The organism is Streptomyces sp. NBC_00045, from assembly GCF_045041095.1.
In the GTDB taxonomy this organism is placed as follows: domain Bacteria; phylum Actinomycetota; class Actinomycetes; order Streptomycetales; family Streptomycetaceae; genus Streptomyces.
The window spans coordinates 2,282,057-2,299,559 of the sequence record NZ_CP108271.1; the positions used below are offsets into that span (position 1 = coordinate 2,282,057).

Genomic DNA, 17,503 nt, shown 5'->3' on the forward strand with positions numbered 1-17,503 from the left:
CAACCATGACCAACGAAGCCACCCTCCCGCTCGACGTCGAAGCCTCCGGTGCCAACTCCCGCACCGCACTGCTCTACGCGATCATCGGCGGCAGCCTTCTCACCGTCGTCAGCGCCTTCCTCGCCTGGACCTGGACCACCGAGTTCCCGGGCAACCTCACCATCAACGGCAACCCCGCCCAGCTCCAGCTCCTCACCCTGGTCGGCGCCGTCCTCACCGCCCTGCACGCGCTCTCCGCCCTCGGCATCAAGGGCCTCGGCTGGCTCACCCCCGCCGGCTCGCGCAAGGCCGTGTGGATCCTCTCCCTCGGCACCTTCGCGACCACCTTCTACACGGTCGTCGCCATCGCCTGGGTCCTCGGCGGATTCGTCCACCTCGAACCCGGCGCCTACGTCGCCCTCCTCGGAAGCCTGGTCCCGGTCCTCGCCGCGTACAAGCTCCCCGACGACGCCCGCAAGGCCGCCCCGGCGAAGAAGCTGTCCTCCTGGGCCGAAATCCTGATCATCGTCGCCGTCTTCGCCGTCGGCCTCTACGTGATCACCTTCGGCATCGGCACCGACGACAAGGAACCGCAGCTCTTCACCGCGTACCTGATCCTCGTCGCGTTCGCCTCCTTCGCGGTCATGAAGTCCGGCCTCACCCAGCGCCTGAGCGACATCACCGCGAACAACCGCCAGATCACCGTCATCGCCGCCTTCGTCGCAGCGATCGCCTTCCCCCTCACCCAGCAGGGCGGCGACACCTACACGCTGATCGCGGTCAACATCCTGATCTTCGCGACCGTCGCCCTCGGCCTCAACGTCGTCGTCGGCCTCGCCGGCCTCCTCGACCTCGGCTACGTCGCCTTCCTCGGCGTCGGCGCCTACACCGCAGCCCTCGTGTCCGGAAGCGCATCCTCCGCCTTCCACGTGCACTTCCCCTTCTGGGCCGCAGTCCTCACCGGCGCCCTCGCCTCACTCGTCTTCGGCGTCATCATCGGCGCACCCACCCTGCGCCTGCGCGGCGACTACCTCGCCATCGTCACCCTCGGCTTCGGAGAAATCTTCCGCATCGCCATGGGCAACCTCGACGGCGTCTCCGGCCCCAAGATCACCAACGGGCCCAACGGCATCACCAACATCCCCGACCTCGAAATCTTCGGCTGGAACTTCGGGCAACCGCACACCGTCCTCGGCATCCAGCTCGGCGCCTACGCCAACTACTACATGCTGATGCTGCTCGCGATGGTCGTCGTGGTCGTCGTCTTCAGCCGCGCAGGCAGCAGCCGCATCGGCCGCGCCTGGGTCGCCATCCGCGAAGACGAGACCGCCGCCACCGCCATGGGCATCAACGGCTTCCGCGTCAAGCTCATCGCCTTCGCCCTCGGCGCCACCCTCGCCGGCCTCGCCGGCACCGTGCAGGCCCACGTCCAGCACACCGTGGTCCCCGAGATGTACCAGTTCGCCGGCCCCGTGCCCCCGAACTCCGCGTTCCTCCTCGCCGCCGTCATCCTCGGCGGCATGGGAACCATCCGCGGCCCCATCCTCGGCGCCGCACTCCTCTTCCTGATCCCGGCCAAGCTGTCCTTCCTCCAGGACTACCAGCTCCTCGGCTTCGGCATCGCCCTCATCATCCTGATGCGCTTCCGCCCCGAAGGCCTCATCGCCAACAAGCGCGCGCAGCTGGAGTACCACGACGACACCGCTGACCAGGCCCCCACGGACCTGGCCACCGCCAAGGCTGGTGCGTGAACACCATGACGACCACCACCGACACCACCACCGCCCCCGCCGCCACCCCGGCCGGCGAGACCGTCCTCGAAGCCCGCGGCGTCACCATGCGCTTCGGCGGCCTCACCGCCGTCCGCTCCGTCGACCTCCAGGTCAACGCAGGCGAAATCGTCGGCCTCATCGGCCCCAACGGCGCCGGCAAGACCACCTTCTTCAACTGCCTCACCGGGCTGTACATCCCCACCGAGGGAACCGTCAGCTACAAGGGCACCGTCCTGCCGCCCAAGCCCCACCTCGTCACCAAGGCCGGCATCGCCCGCACCTTCCAGAACATCCGGCTCTTCTCCAACATGACCGTCCTGGAGAACGTCCTCGTCGGACGCCACACCCGGACCAAGGAAGGCCTCTGGTCCGCGCTCCTGCGCGGCCCCGGCTTCAAGAAGGCCGAAGCCGCCAGCGAAGCCCGCGCCATGGAACTCCTGGAGTTCATCGGCCTGGAGCACAAGGCACAGCACCTCGCCAAGAACCTCCCCTACGGCGAGCAGCGCAAGCTCGAAATCGCCCGCGCCCTCGCCAGCGACCCCGGCCTCCTGCTCCTCGACGAGCCCACCGCCGGCATGAACCCGCAGGAAACCCGCGCTGCCGAAGAACTCATCTTCGCCATCCGCGACATGGGCATCGCCGTCCTCGTCATCGAGCACGACATGCGCTTCATCTTCAACCTCTGCGACCGCGTCGCCTGCCTCGTCCAGGGCGAGAAGCTCATCGAAGGCACCGCGGCCGAGGTCCAGGGCGACGAGCGCGTCATCGCCGCCTACCTCGGCGAGCCCTTCGAAGGCGACCCCGGCGCAGCCGAGGCCGCCGCCGTCGAAGCCGCCGAAGTGCACGCGGCAGCCGAGACCGAGGCTGAGGCTGAGGCTGAGACCGAAGCACCGGCCGAGACCGAGGCGAACGCCGAAGCCGAGGCCGACGCCGAAGCCGACACCGAGGCTGAGGCTGAGGCTGAGGCCGACACCGAGGCCGACGCTGAGGCCGAGGCCGACACCGAGGCTGAGGCTGAGGCCGACGCTGAGGCCGACGCACCGGCAGAAGCCGAAACTGCGGCCGACGCCGAAACCACGGCGGACGCCGCGGCCGACGCAGACAGCGCCACCGGCACCACCAGCACCACCAGCACGGACGGAGACCCCAAGTGACCGCACTGCTAGAGGTCAAGGACCTCAAGGTCGCCTACGGCAAGATCGAAGCCGTCAAGGGCATCTCCTTCGAAGTCAACCAGGGCGAAATCGTCTGCCTCGTCGGCACCAACGGCGCCGGCAAGACCACCACCCTGCGCACCCTCTCCGGCCTGCTCAAGCCCGCCGGCGGCACCATCACCTTCGACGGCAAGCCGCTCGCGCAGGTCCCCGCCCACAAGATCGTCTCCCTGGGCCTCGCCCACTCCCCCGAGGGACGCCACATCTTCCCCCGGCTGACGATCGCCGAGAACCTCCAGCTCGGCGCCTTCCTCCGCAGCGACAAGGAAGGCATCGAGAAGGACATCGAGCGCGCCTACGAGATGTTCCCCATCCTGGGCGAACGCCGCAAGCAGGCCGCCGGCACCCTCTCGGGCGGTGAGCAGCAGATGCTCGCCATGGGCCGGGCCCTCATGTCCCAGCCCAAGCTCCTCATGCTGGACGAGCCCTCCATGGGCCTCTCCCCGCTGATGATGCAGAAGATCATGGCGACCATCGCCGAGCTCAAGGCCACGGGCACCACCATCCTGCTCGTCGAGCAGAACGCCCAGGCCGCCCTCTCCCTGGCCGACCAGGCCCACGTGATGGAGATCGGCAAGATCGTGCTCTCCGGCTCCGGCCAGGAACTCCTCCACAACGAGGACGTCCGCAAGGCCTACCTCGGCGAGGACTGATCCCGTACAACGCCAGAGGCCCGCCACCGCAACCCGGTGGCGGGCCTCACGCGTACACGCACCCGCTACTTCGCGGCGTTCTTCTTCTCCTCCGCGTCCTCGATGACCGCCTCGGCAACCTGCTGCATCGACATGCGACGGTCCATCGACGTCTTCTGGATCCACCGGAACGCATTCGGCTCCGTCAGCCCGTACTGCGTCTGCAGAATGCTCTTCGCCCGGTCCACGAGCTTGCGCGTCTCCAGCCGCTGGGAGAGGTCAGCGACCTCCTTCTCCAGCGCCCGCAGCTCCGCGAACCGCGACACCGCCATCTCGATGGCCGGCACCACGTCGCTCTTGCTGAACGGCTTCACCAGGTACGCCATGGCACCGGCGTCCCGCGCCCGCTCGACGAGGTCGCGCTGCGAGAACGCCGTCAGCATGAGCACCGGCGCGATGGACTCCTCCGCGATCTTCTCGGCCGCGGAGATCCCGTCCAGGACCGGCATCTTCACATCGAGGATCACCAGGTCGGGGCGGTGCTCCCGGGCGAGCTCGACGGCGGTCTGCCCGTCGCCGGCCTCGCCGACGACGGAGTAGCCCTCCTCTTCGAGCATCTCTTTGAGGTCGAGACGGATGAGCGCCTCGTCCTCGGCGATGACGACGCGGGTCGTCAGCGGCGGAACGTGCGACTGGTCGGCGTCGGGCGTGGGCGTCGACTCGTGCTCGGCGGTCACGATGGCTCCTCGGTGCGGGGCATAACAAACTCCCCTGAGCCTACCTAGCTGCGGTAAGGTGGTCTCGCGTAGGGCTCGCTTGAGCCTTCGTTTCTTAGGCCCCAGTACTCCAACTGGTCAGAGAGGCCGCTCTCAAACAGCGGACAGTGTGGGTTCGAATCCCACCTGGGGCACTTTCGTTAGATTCCATGGTCACGCGATTTTCGCGTGACCATCACTCTTTCCGGCGAAGCGCATCAAAATGCGCCACATGAGCGAATGCTGCACGGCAGCGTCGGTCGCATGTACGACATGGCCACCCGCAGGCACGCGCTGGACCTGCTCGCCAACCCGGGCTCATCGAGCAATGCCGCGCGGCCATCACGGCCGTCCGCCCCGGCGACGAGGTCTACGTGCCGCAGCACCGAGGGAGTTCGTGCGGGGGCTGATCCACTCCGCGGGTGTCGGATCACCAACTGGACCGTGCGGAACGGCAAGCGGTACGAGTATCCGCGGTACTTAAGCCGTGTACGGACACGCTGACCGCCCTCGGGGTCCAGTGGACGGTCCTGGCCCGCGGCAGCGACCCCTTCAACGTGTCCACATCGGGCCGACGTACTAGCCACCTCAGCCGAGGACGGCGTCGACCTCGACTTCGACGAGCCAGTCGGGGTCGATGAAGCGGGAGACCTCGACGAAGGTGCAGGCCGGGCGGATGTCCGCGAAGCGCTCTCCGTGGGCGCGGGCGGCTTCCTCCCAGCTCGTGATGTCCGTGAGCATGATGCGGGTCCGTATGACGTCTTCCAACGAGGCTCCCGCCGCCTTCAGTGCGGCTTCCGCGATGTCCAGGCAGCGCGCGGTCTGGGCGTGGACGTCGCCGCGTCCCACGGTGGTTCCGTCGTCCCCGATGGGGGCGGTGCCGGCGACGGCGACGTGGGGGCCCTTGCGGACGGCCCGGGAGAATCCGATGCGGGGTTCGAGGGGTGAGCCGGAGCCGATGGTCTGGCGCGTGTGGTCCATGGCGGCATGATCCCAGAGCGGCCGCGTCGGGCGGGAGGGGCCCGACGCGGTGGCGTGCGCGTGCGCGGGTCAGCGTACGGGGTCGCCGATGTGGTGGACGCGGACCAGGTTGGTGGATCCGGTGACTCCGGGGGGCGAGCCGGCGGTGATGACGACGACGTCGCCGGGTACGCAGCGGCCGATGCGCAGGAGTTCTTCTTCGACTTGGGCGACCATGGCGTCGGTGGAGTCGACGTGGGGGCCGAGGAAGGTTTCGACGCCCCAGGTGAGGTTGAGTTGGGAGCGGGTGGCGGGGTCGGGGGTGAAGGCGAGGAGGGGGATGGGTGAGCGGTAGCGGGAGAGGCGGCGGACGGTGTCTCCGCTCTGGGTGAAGGCGACGAGGAATTTGGCGCCGAGGAAGTCGCCCATCTCGGCGGCTGCGCGGGCGACGGCTCCGCCTTGGGTGCGGGGCTTGCTGCGTTCGGTGAGGGGTGGGAGGCCCTTGGCGAGGATGTCTTCTTCGGCCGCTTCGACGATGCGGGACATCGTCTTGACGGTTTCGATGGGGTATTTGCCGACGCTGGTTTCGCCGCTGAGCATGACGGCGTCGGTGCCGTCGATGACTGCGTTGGCGACGTCAGAGGCTTCGGCGCGGGTGGGTCGGGAGTTGTCGATCATCGAGTCGAGCATCTGGGTGGCGACGATGACCGGCTTGGCGTTGCGCTTGGCGAGTTTGACGGCGCGCTTTTGGACGATGGGGACTTGTTCGAGGGGCATTTCGACGCCGAGGTCGCCGCGGGCGACCATGATGCCGTCGAAGGCGGCGACGATGTCGTCGATGTTTTCGACGGCTTGAGGCTTTTCGATCTTGGCGATGACGGGGAGGCGGCGGTCTTCTTCGTCCATGATGCGGTGGACGTCTTCGATGTCGCGGCCGCTGCGGACGAAGGACAGGGCGATGACGTCGGCGCCGGTGCGTAGGGCCCAGCGGAGGTCTTCGATGTCTTTTTCGGAGAGGGCGGGGACGGAGACGGCTACGCCGGGGAGGTTCAGGCCTTTGTGGTCGGAGACCATGCCGCCTTCGATGACGGTGGTGCGGACGCGGGGGCCGTCGACTGCGGTGACTTCGAGGGTGACGCGGCCGTCGTCGACGAGGATGCGTTCGCCGGTGGTGACGTCGGCGGCGAGGCCTTTGTAGGTGGTGCCGCAGGTGTGGCGGTCGCCTTGGACGTTTTCGACGGTGATGGTGAATTCGTCGCCGCGTTCAAGGAGTACGGGGCCTTCGACGAATCGGCCGAGGCGAATCTTCGGGCCTTGAAGGTCTGCGAGGATGCCGACGCTGCGGCCGGTTTCGTCGGCGGCTTTGCGTACGCGCTGGTAGCGGTCTTCGTGTTCGGCGTAGGTGCCGTGGCTGAGGTTGAGGCGGGCGATGTCCATTCCGGCTTCGACCAGGGCCTTGATCTGGTCGTATGAGTCGGTGGCGGGGCCCAGGGTACATACGATTTTTGCTCGGCGCATGGGGCGAGGGTATGCCCCTACCAGGCAGTAGGAAATTGGTTCCGGGTGTCCACTCAACAACCGTTGGGCAAAAGGTTGTTGACAATTGTTGAATGTGCATGGGGGTGCTCCGATGAGCACCCCCGGAGCACGTTCCGTGCGTGGTTTGGGTCAGGTCGCGGGGGTGAGGGGGCGCTCGTAGCGGATGCCGGGGCGGCCGTCGATGGTGGGGGTCGCGACCTGGGTGAATCCGTTGCGTGTCAGCACGGTCATGGAGGCGGGGTTGTCGAGGGTGGTGACTGCGGTGAGGCGGGTGAGGCCGTACGCGGTCGTGGCCAGGCGGCAGATTTCTGCGACGACGGCGGTGGCGAGGCCGCGGCCGGCGGCGCGTTCGCCGATGCGGTAGCCGAGTTCGGCGCTGCCGTCTTCGATGTCGAGGAGGTTGACGCGGCCCGCCACTGCTCCCTCGTGGGTGATGACGAGGTGGAACCGGGAGAGGCCGGTGTCCTGTTCGGCGAGCAGGGCGTGGTGGCGGGTGGTGAATTCGGTGAAGTAGGCGTCGCCGCGGTCGGGGATGGCGCGTGCGAAGTAGGCCCGGTTCTCCTGTTCGAAGGCGAGGAGGGCGGGGGCGTGGTCGGCGCGGAGGGGCTCCAGGTTCCAGGTGCCCGGCTGGTCGGCGGGGGCGTTCACAGCTGGGGAGGGGTCATGGTGAAGCGGGCATTGACCTGGGCGTGGACGATTTGGCGTTGGGGTTCGAGGTCGAGGGGCGGGGCTGCGGTTTCGTCGGTGGTGCTGAAGGCCATGGTGCGCATGCCGGTGCCGGGGGCTGCGGTTTGGTAGGGGAGGGTGTTTTCGGCGCCGAGGTCGGCGAGTTCGACGAGGGCGGCGAGGTTGGCACCGAGGGCGGTGGCGTATTCGCGGGCGCGTTGGACGGCTTCGAGTACGGCTTGGCGGCGGGCTTCCCCGTGGGCGGGTGAGGTGGGGCGCAGTGCCCACCAGGGGCCGTCGATGCTGGTGAGTTCGAGGTCGGCGAGGCGGGTGGTGAGTTCGCCGAGGGCGGTGAAGTCGGCGAGTTCGGCGGTGATGTGGACGCGGCCGTGGTAGGCGCGGATGCGTTCGGCGCGGCCGTGGCGGGTGAGTTCGGGGTTGATGGAGAAGGCGCCGGTTTCAAGTTTTTCGATTTCGTCGCCGTAGCTCTTGATGAGGTCGAGGACGGTGTTGTTGCGGCGGGTGAGGTCTTCGAGTGCGGTGCGTCGGTCGGTGCCGCGGGCGGTGACGGTGATGCCGATGCGGGCGATTTCGGGGTCGACTTCGAGGTGGGCTTCGCCGCGGACGGCTACGCGGGGCACTTCGGGGGTTCCGTAGGGCTGGTGTGCGGGGTCTTGGGTCATGGTTTCACTGTCGCACTGTCGTGTGGGTGGGCCGGTGGTCATCGGATCGAAACCTGGTGGGGGTGTTGTCGGTTGCGGCCCATCGGCCAGAATCTACGCGCGTTGTTAACGTGCGTTGTTCACGCCTCACAAGGGGAGATGGCATGGCGTTCGACCGTAGGACGTTTCTGGGCACTTCGGCCGCTACGGGTGCGGCTGTCGCGCTGACGGGGGCCACGAGCTCTCCGGCTGCTGCGGCCGGGGAGGTTTCGGGTGCTGCTGGGGAGGCGGCGGGGAGGTCGCGGACGTACTCGTTCACGGTGATGGGCACGACCGATCTGCACGGGAACGTCTTCAACTGGGACTACTTCACGGACAAGGAGTTCGACGACAAGGCGCACAACGATGTCGGTCTGGCGAAGATCTCGACGCTGGTGAACCAGGTGCGGGCGGAGAAGGGGCGTTGCAACACCCTGATGATCGATGCGGGTGACACGATCCAGGGGACGCAGCTGTCGTACTACTACGCGAAGGTGGATCCGATCACCGCGCGGCGGGGTCCGGTGCACCCGATGGCGCAGGCGATGAACGCGATCGGGTACGACGCGGCGGCGCTGGGGAACCACGAGTTCAATTACGGCATTCCGGTGTTGCGCAAGTTCGAGGAGCAGTGTGATTTTCCGCTGCTGGGGGCGAATGCGCTGGATGCGAAGACGTTGCGGCCGGCGTTCGCGCCGTACAGCATGCACCGGTTGCGGACGCCGCACGGGCGGGATGTGAAGGTGGCGGTGCTGGGGTTGACGAACCCGGGGATCGCGATCTGGGACAAGGCGAACGTGCAGGGGAAGATGACGTTCCCGGGGCTGGAGGAGCAGGCGGCGAAGTACGTGCCGAAGCTGCGGTCGATGGGTGCGGACGTGGTGATCGTGTCGGCGCATTCGGGTTCGAGTGGTACGTCGTCGTACGGGGACCAGTTGCCGTACATCGAGAACGCGGCGGCGTTGGTGGCGGAGCAGGTGCCCGGGATCGACGCGATCTTGGTGGGGCATGCGCACACGGAGATCCCGGAGTACCGGGTGAAGAACAAGGCGACGGGCAAGGACGTGGTGCTGTCGGAGCCGTTGAAGTGGGGTCAGCGTCTGACGCTGTTCGACTTCGAGTTGTCGTGGTCGAAGGGCTGCTGGTCGGTGGCGAAGGTGTCGGCGAAGGTGCTGAACTCGAACACGGCGGTCGAGGACCCGAAGATCGTGCGGCTGCTGTCGGACGAGCACGCGAAGGTCGTGGCGTACGTCAATCAGGTGATCGGTACGTCGACGCAGGCGATGTCGTCGGCGGAGGGGCCGGTCAAGGACGTCGCGATCATCGATCTGATCAGTCATGTTCAGGTGGAGACGGTGAAGGCGGCGCTGGCGGGCGGGGAGTACGCGGCGCTACCGGTGCTGTCGCAGGCGTCGTGTTTCTCGCGGACGGCGGCGATTCCGGCGGGTCAGGTGACGATCAAGGATGCGGCGGGGCTGTATCCGTTCGAGAACACCCTTGAGGCGCGGGTGCTGACGGGTGCGCAGCTGAAGGATTATTTGGAGTTCTCGGCGCGGTATTACGTGCGGACGGCTCCGGGTGAGGTGGTGGATCCGGCGAAGGTCACGAATGCGGAGGCGACGCCGGACTACAACTATGACGCGGTGTACGGGCTGGCGTACGACATCGACATCGCGCAGCCGGCGGGGTCGCGGATCGTGAACCTGTCGTTCGGTGGGCGGCCGGTCGATCCGGCGGCGCGGTTCGTGTTGGCGGTGAACAACTACCGGGCGTCGGGTGGTGGGAACTTCCCGCACGTGCCGCAGGCGAAGCAGGTGTGGGCGAATTCGGAGGAGATCCGTAACACGATCATCCAGTGGGTGAAGGCGAAGGGGACGATCGATCCGGCGCAGTTCGCGTCGGTGGAGTGGCGGCTGACTCGGGCCGGGGTGCCGGTGTTCTAGTCGGTTTCGTTCTGGTGGGTGGCCGGGTCCTGTTGTGGCAGGGCCCGGCCGCCGTGCGTTCGGGGGTGGCGTGGGGCGTGTGGTTGATCGGGGGCCTCAGGGGTGGTCGACGAGGGGGCGGAGTTCGACGGTGGGGGTGGGGCGGGTGTGTTCGCGTTGTTCGAGGCCGAAGGTGGTGAAGGCGGTGCGGGTGGGTTGGGGGTAGGGCTCTTTGCCGGTGAGGACGTTGAGGATGGCGGCGCTGCGCCAGGCGGCGAGGCCGAGGTCGGGGGCTCCGACGCCGTGGGTGTGGCGTTCGCCGTTTTGGACGAAGATGCTGCCGGTGACGGAGGGGTCGAGGATCATGCGGTGGTTTTCGTCGATGCGGGGGCGGTCGGAGGAGTCTTTGCGCAGGTAGGGGTCGAGGCCTGCGAGGAGGTTGGTGAGCGGGCGTTCTTTGTAGCCGGTGGCGAGGACGACGGCGTCGGTGGTGAGGCGGGAGCGGGTGCCTTGCTGGATGTGTTCGAGGTGGAGTTCGACTTTGGTGGTGGCGACGCGGCCGGCCGTGCGGACGCTGACTCCGGGGGTGAGGACGGCGTCGGGCCAGCCTCCGTGGAGGGTGCGGCGGTAGAGCTCGTCGTGGATGGCGGTGATGGTGGCGGCGTCGATGCCTTTGTGGAGTTGCCATTGGGCGGGGACGAGTTGGTCGCGTACGGGTTCGGGGAGGGCGTGGAAGTAGCGGGTGTAGTCGGGGGTGAAGTGTTCGAGGCCGAGTTTTGAGTACTCCATGGGGGCGAAGGAGGGGGTGCGGGCGAGCCAGGTGAGGCGTTCGCGGCCAGCGGGGCGAGAGCGGAGGAGGTCGAGGAAGACTTCGGCTCCGGATTGGCCCGATCCGATGACGGTGACGTGGTCGGCGCCGAGGATGCGTTGGCGGTTGTCGAGGTAGTCGGAGGAGTGGATGACGGGGACGGTGGGGGCGTCGGCGAGGGGGCGCAGGGGTTCGGGTACGTAGGGGGCGGTGCCGATGCCGAGGGCGAGGTTGCGGGTGTGGACGCGGCCGAGGGCTTCGGCTTCGCCGTCGGTGTCGAGTTGGGTGTAGTCGACTTCGAAGAGGTCGCGTTCGGGGTTCCAGCGGACGGCGTCGACCTGGTGGCCGAAGTGGAGTCCGGGGAGGCGGCCGGCTACCCAGCGGCAGTAGGCGTCGTATTCGGCGCGGTGGGTGTGGAACTGCTCGGCGAAGTAGAAGGGGAAGAGCCGTTCTTTGTGCTTGAGGTAGTTGAGGAAGGTCCAGGGGCTGGTGGGGTCGGCGAGGGTGACGAGGTCGGCGAGGAAGGGGACTTGGAGGGTGGTCCCGTCGATGAGGAGTCCGGGGTGCCAGCGGAAGTCGTGGCGTTGGTCGTAGAAGGCGGTGGCGAGTTCTTCTGCTCCTTGGTGGGGGAGGCCGTGGGCGAGGGCGGCGAGGGACAGGTTGAAGGGGCCGATGCCGATTCCGACGAGGTCGTGGGGTGCATCGAGCTGGGCGGTCATCGGTTGGTGCTGCCTTCCAGGAGGGTGATGAGGGTGTCCAGGTCCCGCGCGGTGGTGTGGGGGTTGAGCAGGGTGGCTTTGAGCCAGAGGCGGCCGTCGGCGGTGGCGCGGCCGAGTACGGCGTGACCGCCCAGGAGGAGGGTGCGGCGCAGGGCGGCGAGGTGGGTGTCGTCGGTGTGGGTGGGGCGGAAGAGGACGGTGCTGATGGTGGGTGGTGCGTGGAGTTCGAAGCGGGGGTGTGCGTCGAGGAGGCGGGCGAGGTGGTGGGCGAGTTCGCAGGTGCGGTCGATGAGGCGGGCGAGGCCGTCGCGGCCGAGTGAGCGCAGCGTGGTGGCGATTTTGAGGGCGTCGGGGCGGCGGGTGGTGCGCAGGGAGCGGCCGAGGAGGTCGGGGAGGCCTGCTTCGGTGTCGTCGGTGGCGTTGAGGTAGTCGGCTTGGTGGGCGAGGGGTGCGAGGAGGGCGGTGTCGGGGACGGCGAGGAGGCCTGCGGCGACGGGTTGCCAGCCGAGTTTGTGGAGGTCGAGGGTGAGGGAGCGGGCGCGGGCGAGGCCTTGGACGCGGGGGCGGTGGCGGGGGCTGAGGGCGAGGAGGCCGCCGTAGGCGGCGTCGATGTGGAGGTCGGCGCCGTGGTGGTCGCACAGGTCGGCGATGGGTTCGAGCGGGTCGATGAGGCCGGCGTCGGTGGTGCCGGCGGTGGCGGTGACGAGGACGGGCCCGCGGGCGGCGGCGAGGGCTTCGGCGAGGTGGGTGGGGTCGAGGATGCCGGCGGGGGTGGGCAGGGAGGTGGTGGGGGGTAGGCCGAGGAGCCAGGCGGCGCGGGGGACGGAGTGGTGGGCGTTGGCTCCGTGAAGGACGGTGAGGCCTGGTCCGTGGCGTTCGCGGGCGAGGAGCAGGGCGAGTTGGTTGGCTTCGGTGCCGCCGGTGGTGACGAGGGCGTCGGGGGTGGGGGTGTCGTAGAACTCGGCGGCGAGGGTGCGGGTGAGGAGGGCTTCGATCGCGGAGGCGGCGGGGGCCTGGTCCCAGGAGTCGAGGGAGGGGTTGAGGGCGGCGGCGGCGAGGTCGGCGGCTGCTGCGACGGCGAGGGGCGGGCCGTGGAGGTGGGCGGCGCACAGGGGGTCGGCGGGGTCGGCGGCGCCTGCGGTGAGGGTGTGGACGAGGGTGCGCAGGGCTTCGTGGTCGCCGGTTCCGTGGTCGGGGAGTACGTCGCCGAGGGCTGCGGTGACGCGGGCGGTGACGGTGTCGGGGCCGCCTGCGGGGAGGGGGCCGCCGCGGTCGCGGGCTCCGGTGTGCAGGGCGTCGAGGACGGTGTTCAGCAGGGGGCGCAGGGCGGTGGCGCCGGCGTGGCCGCCGGCGAGCGGGGGCAGGGGGGTGGGGGGCCGGGCGGGGCTGTCATGCGGTGTCCTCACGGGAACGGGTCTGCGGCAGGGGGCCGGCCCTGTCGTGGGGTGCCTGACGGCGGGCGCTGCTGCGGTGACAGCCTGGTGGCCCGACCGGTACAACGATCCGACCCGAATGGGGTAACCGCCGGGGTTCGTCCCGCCGTCCGCGCCCCTGCGGTTCCGCGGGCTACGGGGACGGGGCGCCGGGGCCGGGGCGGGGGGACGCGCGCCGGAGACGGGGCGTGGGGACGCGCGTCGGAGACGGGGCCGGCCGCCGCTCCGGCCCGGTGGGGGGCGGGTGCGGCGGCCGGGGGGTGCGGGTCGCGTCGGGGTGTCAGGAGGCGCGGACGCGCAGGGCGCGGGCGAGGTCGTCGAGGTGGTCGGCGAGCTTGCGGCGCAGGCCGGGGACGACGGCGGGGTCGGCGAGGGCGGTGTGGCCGGCCTGGAGGTTGTCTTCGTCGACGGCGTGGCCGGGGAAGGCGTAGCGGCCCGCGGCTTCGGCGATGGCGGGGCCGCGGCGGGCGCCGAGGGCGACGGCTTCGGCGTAGTAGCGCGGTACGTAGTCGCGTACGAGGTCGGCCTGTTCGGGTTGCCAGAAGCCCTGGGCGGTGGCGTTGAAGAGGTAGTTGGAGAGCGAGTCGTCGTGGAAGAGGCGCTCCCAGGCGGCGGCCTTGGCTTCGGCGGTGGGGAGTGCGGCGCGGCAGCGGGCGGCGCCTTCCTCGCCGGTGGCGCTGGGGTCGGCGGCGAGGGCGGCGTCGATCTCGCGTTGCCCGACGGCGCCGAGGACGCTGAGCCGGCCGAGGATGCGCCAGCGCAGTTCGGGGTCGAGTTCGGGTCCGCCGGGGACGGTGTCGTCGTCGAGCCAGGCGGTGAGGGTGTCGGGTTGGGTGGCGGCGTCGACGAGGGTGCGTACGGCGGCGAGCCGCAGGCCGGGGTCGGAGCCGTCTTCGGTGCGGCGCAGCAGGGCGCGGCCGATGGCGGTGAGGGTGGCGAGGGCTTCGGTGCGGTGTTCGGGGGTGAGGTAGCGGTCGGCGACGTGGTGGCGGGCGAAGGCGAGGACGCCTTGGACGATGGCCAGGTCGGCTTCGGCGGGCAGGTGTGCGGCGGCGGTGGCCAGGTAGGCGGCGGGTTCGAGTTCGCCGTCGCGGACCATGTCGCGCAGGGCGTTCCAGATGACGGCCCGGGTGAGGGGGTCGGGGACGGCGCAGAGGTCGCGCAGGACGGTGTTGACGGAGGTGTCGTCGAGGCGGACCTTGGCGTAGCCGAGGTCGCCGTCGTTGAGGACGAGGAGGGCGGGGCGGGGGCCGCTGACGGAGACGATCTCGTCGGAGGGGACGTCGAGGGTGAGGAGTTCGCGGGGTTCGAGTGTGCTTTCGGGGTCGCGGTCGTAGAGGCCGACGGCGATGTGGTGGGGGCGGCTGCCCCTGTGGTCGACGGTGAGGGTCCAGCCGCCGTGGCTCTCCTCGATGCGGGGGGTGAGGGTGTCGATGCCGGTGGTGCGCAGCCAGCTGTCGGCCCAGGCGTGGACGTCGCGGTCGGTGTGGGCGGCGAGGGAGTCGACGAAGTCGGCGAGTGAGGCGTTGGCGAACTTGTGGCGGGTGAAGTGGGTGTTGATGCCGGCGAGGAAGTCCTTTTCGCCGAGCCAGGCGACGAGTTGGCGCAGGGCGGAGGCGCCCTTGGCGTAGGAGATGCCGTCGAAGTTGAGGAGGGCGCTCGCGGTGTCGGGTACGGCTTCGGGGTCGGGGGCGACGGGGTGGGTGGAGGGGCGCTGGTCGGCGTCGTAGCCCCAGGCCTTGCGGGAGGTGCCGAATTCGGTCCAGGTGCCGGTGAAGCGGGTGGCTTCGGTGAGGGTCTGGTAGCCCATGTACTCGGCGAAGGACTCGTTGAGCCAGATGTCGTCCCACCAGCGCAGGGTGACGAGGTCGCCGAACCACATGTGGGCCATCTCGTGGGCGATGGTCACGGCGCGGCTCTGGCGTTCGGTGTCGGTGACGGCGGAGCGGAAGACGTATTCGTCGCGGAAGGTGACCAGGCCGGGGTTCTCCATGGCTCCGGCGTTGAATTCGGGGACGAAGGCCTGGTCGTAGGAGTCGAAGGGGTAGGGCTCGGAGAACTTCTGGTGGTAGCGGTCGTAGCAGTCGGTGGTGATGGAGAGGATTTCCTCGGCGTCGGCGTCGAGGTGGGGGGCGAGGGAGCGGCGGCAGTGGATGCCGAAGGGCAGTCCGGCGTGCTCGGTGCGGATGCTGTGCCAGGGGCCGGCGGCGACGGCGGCGAGGTAGGTGGAGATGACGGGGGTGGGGGCGGACTGCCAGATGCCGGCGCCGTCGGTGTCCCGGTCCCCGGTGCGTTCGGTGATGCCGTTGGCGAGGACGGTCCACTGGGCGGGGGCGGTGACGGTGAATGCGAAGACGGCCTTGAGGTCGGGCTGGTCGAAGGCCGGGAAGACGCGCTGGACGTCGTCCATGAACATCTGGGTGTAGACGTACGTCTCGCCGTCCGCGGGGTCGGTGAAGCGGTGGAGGCCTTCGCCGGTGCGGGAGTAGCGCATGCGGGTGGCGATGCGCAGTTCGTGGGGGCCTTCGCCGAGGCCGGTGAGGGGGAGGCGGTTGTCGGCGAGGGTGGTGGGGTCGAGGGGGGTGCCGTCGAGTTCGGCCGAGTGCAGTGCGTCCGGTTTCAGCTCCACGAAGGTGTCCGCGGCGGCGCGGGCGGTGAACCGGATGACGGCGGTGGATTCGAAGGTGTCGTCGCCGTTGGTGAGGTCGAGGGTGACGGCGTAGTGGTGGACGTCGAGGAGCCGGGCTCGGAGTTGCGCTTCGTTGCGCGTCAGTGCGGACATGGGGCCCATGCTGCCCGACGGGCGGGCCCCGGCAGTCTGCTCCCCGCGCCTACTCTTCGCCCGCGGCGATCGTCTCGTGGTGGCGGATGACCTCGGCGATGATGAAGTTGAGGAGTTTCTCGGCGAACGCGGGGTCGAGTTTGGCGTTTTCGGCGAGCTGGCGGAGCCGGGCGATCTGGCTGGCCTCGCGGGTCGGGTCGGCGGGGGGCAGCTGGTGCTTGGCCTTGAGGTGGCCGACCTGCTGGGTGCACTTGAAGCGTTCGGCGAGCATGTGGACCACGGCCGCGTCGATGTTGTCGATGCTGTCGCGCAGGCGGGCCAGCTCGGCGGTGACGGTCTCGTCGATGGCTGCGGTGTCCGGGCCCGCGTCCTTCGCCGTGCCCTTGCCGGTGCCGTTGTCGAGGTCGCTGATGTTCATGGTTCCCGAGAATACGTGGCGGCGGCCGTGGATTCCTCTGGCAGTCGGCCTGTGAGACGACGCCGCGCGGTCGCCCCTTCGCCGGCCGGCGGGGGCCGGGCCGTCCGTCGGCGGCGTCCGGCGGTGCTGCGGGCCGTCGCACCGGGCTGAACGGGGCTGCGGGCCGGGCTGCGAGCCGGGTTGCAGCGGGAGGACCGAGAAGGAGAGCGTGAACCGGCCGGGGTCGGTGTCGCGGACGGGGACGGGGACGGCCGTGCAGCCGAGGCCGAGACGCGGGCCGAGGACAGCGGCGGTGCGGGCGGGGCGCGGAGCAGGACCTGGGAGAGGAGGACGAGGAGGGCGATGGCTTCGCCGCCGCCCCAGACGATGAGGGGGTGGTTGCCGAAGATGAGCAGGAGGGTGACGGTCCAGGTGACGGCGGCGGCGAACCCGGCGCGGGTCAGGAGGGGGACGGTGGGCCAGGGCGCGGCGCTGAGGCGGACGAGGGTGCCGGAGATCCATACGGCGGCGTGCGGAGGCTGGGCTGGCGGGCGAGGACGACGCCCTCGAAGGTGACGAGTGCGAGCAGGACGAGGGAGAGGGTGAGGCGGATCGCGTCGGCGGCGTGGGGGTGGCGCCGGGCCCATGTCGCGAGGGGGCTCACGGCGGGGTGGTGGCCGGGCCGGATTCCCAGGCCCAGGCGGCGATTTCCACGCGGCCCCGGGCTACGAGTTCGGTTTGGACGTTGGCCAGGTGGGTTTTGACCGTGGACAGGGAGACGTAGGGCTCGACGGCGATCTCGGCGTTGGTGCCGCCCCGGGCGACGCAGCGGACGACGTCTTGTTCGCGTTCGGTCAGGGGGTCCGTGGGGCGGCGGGCCGCCTGGGTGATGGTGGCCCGGGGGGCCATTTCGCGCAGCAGTCGTACGGTGATGGCGGGTGAGACGAGGGAGTCGCCGGCGGCTGCCGCGCGGACGGCCTCAACCAGCATCGCGGGGCTGGCGTCTTTGAGGAGGAAGCCGGATGCTCCTCCGTGGAGCGCGGCGTGGACGTACTCGTCGAGGTCGAAGGTGGTGACGATCACGATCGCCATGTGTTGCCGGCCCCACTGTCGCCCGCTGTTCGTGCCTTCCCATGGGACCGGCGGGCGCGCCGGCCCGCAACCGGGCGGGGCCGGGGCTCGGGTGCTGCGGCCGTGTGCCGGTCCGGCCGACGTTACGCGGGT

General features: G+C 69.6%; 13 protein-coding genes, 1 tRNA gene and 1 pseudogene. 5 read left to right on the forward strand and 10 right to left on the reverse strand.

Annotation, left to right across the window (positions count from 1 at the left end; translation table 11 throughout):
- Positions 1–5 precede the first annotated feature (5 nt).
- Genes OHA65_RS10765 through OHA65_RS10775 form a run of 3 tightly spaced genes read left to right on the forward strand, consistent with a single transcriptional unit; the run spans position 6 to position 3,618 of the window.
- Positions 6–1,730: a branched-chain amino acid ABC transporter permease gene (locus OHA65_RS10765; protein ID WP_327282906.1), complete on the forward strand. Its 1,725-nt coding sequence runs from the start codon at positions 6–8 to the stop codon at positions 1,728–1,730.
- A 5-nt stretch (positions 1,731–1,735) separates the two neighbouring features.
- A complete protein-coding gene (locus OHA65_RS10770) occupies positions 1,736–2,905 on the forward strand; it encodes an ABC transporter ATP-binding protein (protein ID WP_327285609.1) in 1,170 nt (389 codons plus the stop codon).
- Positions 2,902–3,618 carry an ABC transporter ATP-binding protein gene (locus OHA65_RS10775; protein ID WP_327282907.1) on the forward strand — a complete coding sequence of 239 codons (717 nt, stop codon included), beginning with the start codon at positions 2,902–2,904 and terminating at the stop codon, positions 3,616–3,618. Before OHA65_RS10770 ends, OHA65_RS10775 begins: the two co-directional genes overlap by 4 nt.
- A gap of 65 nt (positions 3,619–3,683) precedes the next feature.
- On the opposite strand, the gene OHA65_RS10780 is transcribed toward OHA65_RS10775, so the two are convergent.
- A complete protein-coding gene (locus tag OHA65_RS10780) occupies positions 3,684–4,334 on the reverse strand; it encodes a response regulator (protein ID WP_327282908.1) in 651 nt (216 codons plus the stop codon).
- Positions 4,335–4,432: 98 nt separating this feature from the next.
- Between OHA65_RS10780 and OHA65_RS10785 the strand changes: the two genes are divergently transcribed.
- A tRNA-Leu gene (locus tag OHA65_RS10785) sits at positions 4,433–4,507 on the forward strand.
- 433 nt (positions 4,508–4,940) lie between these two features.
- Here the strand turns inward: OHA65_RS10785 and OHA65_RS10790 are convergent.
- The 4 genes from OHA65_RS10790 to OHA65_RS10805 all read right to left on the reverse strand — a co-directional run bounded on the left by OHA65_RS10790 (position 4,941) and on the right by OHA65_RS10805 (position 8,200).
- Positions 4,941–5,333: a RidA family protein gene (locus tag OHA65_RS10790; protein WP_327282909.1), complete on the reverse strand. Its 393-nt coding sequence runs from the start codon at positions 5,331–5,333 to the stop codon at positions 4,941–4,943.
- 69 nt (positions 5,334–5,402) lie between these two features.
- Entirely contained in the window at positions 5,403–6,830 is a 1,428-nt protein-coding gene (gene pyk, locus OHA65_RS10795; protein WP_327282910.1) for a pyruvate kinase, read from the reverse strand.
- Positions 6,831–6,980: 150 nt separating this feature from the next.
- A complete protein-coding gene (locus OHA65_RS10800; protein WP_327282911.1) occupies positions 6,981–7,499 on the reverse strand; it encodes a GNAT family N-acetyltransferase in 519 nt (172 codons plus the stop codon).
- A complete protein-coding gene (locus tag OHA65_RS10805) occupies positions 7,496–8,200 on the reverse strand; it encodes an SIMPL domain-containing protein (protein WP_327282912.1) in 705 nt (234 codons plus the stop codon). Before OHA65_RS10805 ends, OHA65_RS10800 begins: the two co-directional genes overlap by 4 nt.
- Before the next feature lie 143 nt (positions 8,201–8,343).
- Between OHA65_RS10805 and OHA65_RS10810 the strand changes: the two genes are divergently transcribed.
- A complete protein-coding gene (locus OHA65_RS10810) occupies positions 8,344–10,161 on the forward strand; it encodes a 5'-nucleotidase C-terminal domain-containing protein (RefSeq protein WP_327282913.1) in 1,818 nt (605 codons plus the stop codon).
- Between the two features lie 96 nt (positions 10,162–10,257).
- On the opposite strand, the gene OHA65_RS10815 is transcribed toward OHA65_RS10810, so the two are convergent.
- The 5 genes and pseudogenes from OHA65_RS10815 to OHA65_RS10835 form a co-directional block, all read right to left on the reverse strand.
- Complete coding sequence (locus tag OHA65_RS10815; RefSeq protein ID WP_327282914.1) at positions 10,258–11,667, reverse strand: SidA/IucD/PvdA family monooxygenase; 1,410 nt, start codon at positions 11,665–11,667, stop codon at positions 10,258–10,260.
- The gene (locus OHA65_RS10820) at positions 11,664–13,073 is read right to left on the reverse strand and encodes a pyridoxal phosphate-dependent decarboxylase family protein (protein WP_405761787.1); all 1,410 of its coding nucleotides are present in this window, start codon (positions 13,071–13,073) and stop codon (positions 11,664–11,666) included. The genes OHA65_RS10815 and OHA65_RS10820 overlap by 4 nt, the downstream gene beginning before the upstream one ends.
- A gap of 307 nt (positions 13,074–13,380) precedes the next feature.
- A complete protein-coding gene (pepN, locus tag OHA65_RS10825) occupies positions 13,381–15,882 on the reverse strand; it encodes an aminopeptidase N (protein WP_327282916.1) in 2,502 nt (833 codons plus the stop codon).
- A gap of 49 nt (positions 15,883–15,931) precedes the next feature.
- A complete protein-coding gene (locus OHA65_RS10830) occupies positions 15,932–16,300 on the reverse strand; it encodes a chorismate mutase (protein ID WP_327282917.1) in 369 nt (122 codons plus the stop codon).
- A 639-nt stretch (positions 16,301–16,939) separates the two neighbouring features.
- A pseudogene (locus OHA65_RS10835) lies at positions 16,940–17,365 on the reverse strand (LuxR C-terminal-related transcriptional regulator); the annotation flags it as partial.
- Between the last annotated feature and the right edge of the window lie 138 nt (positions 17,366–17,503).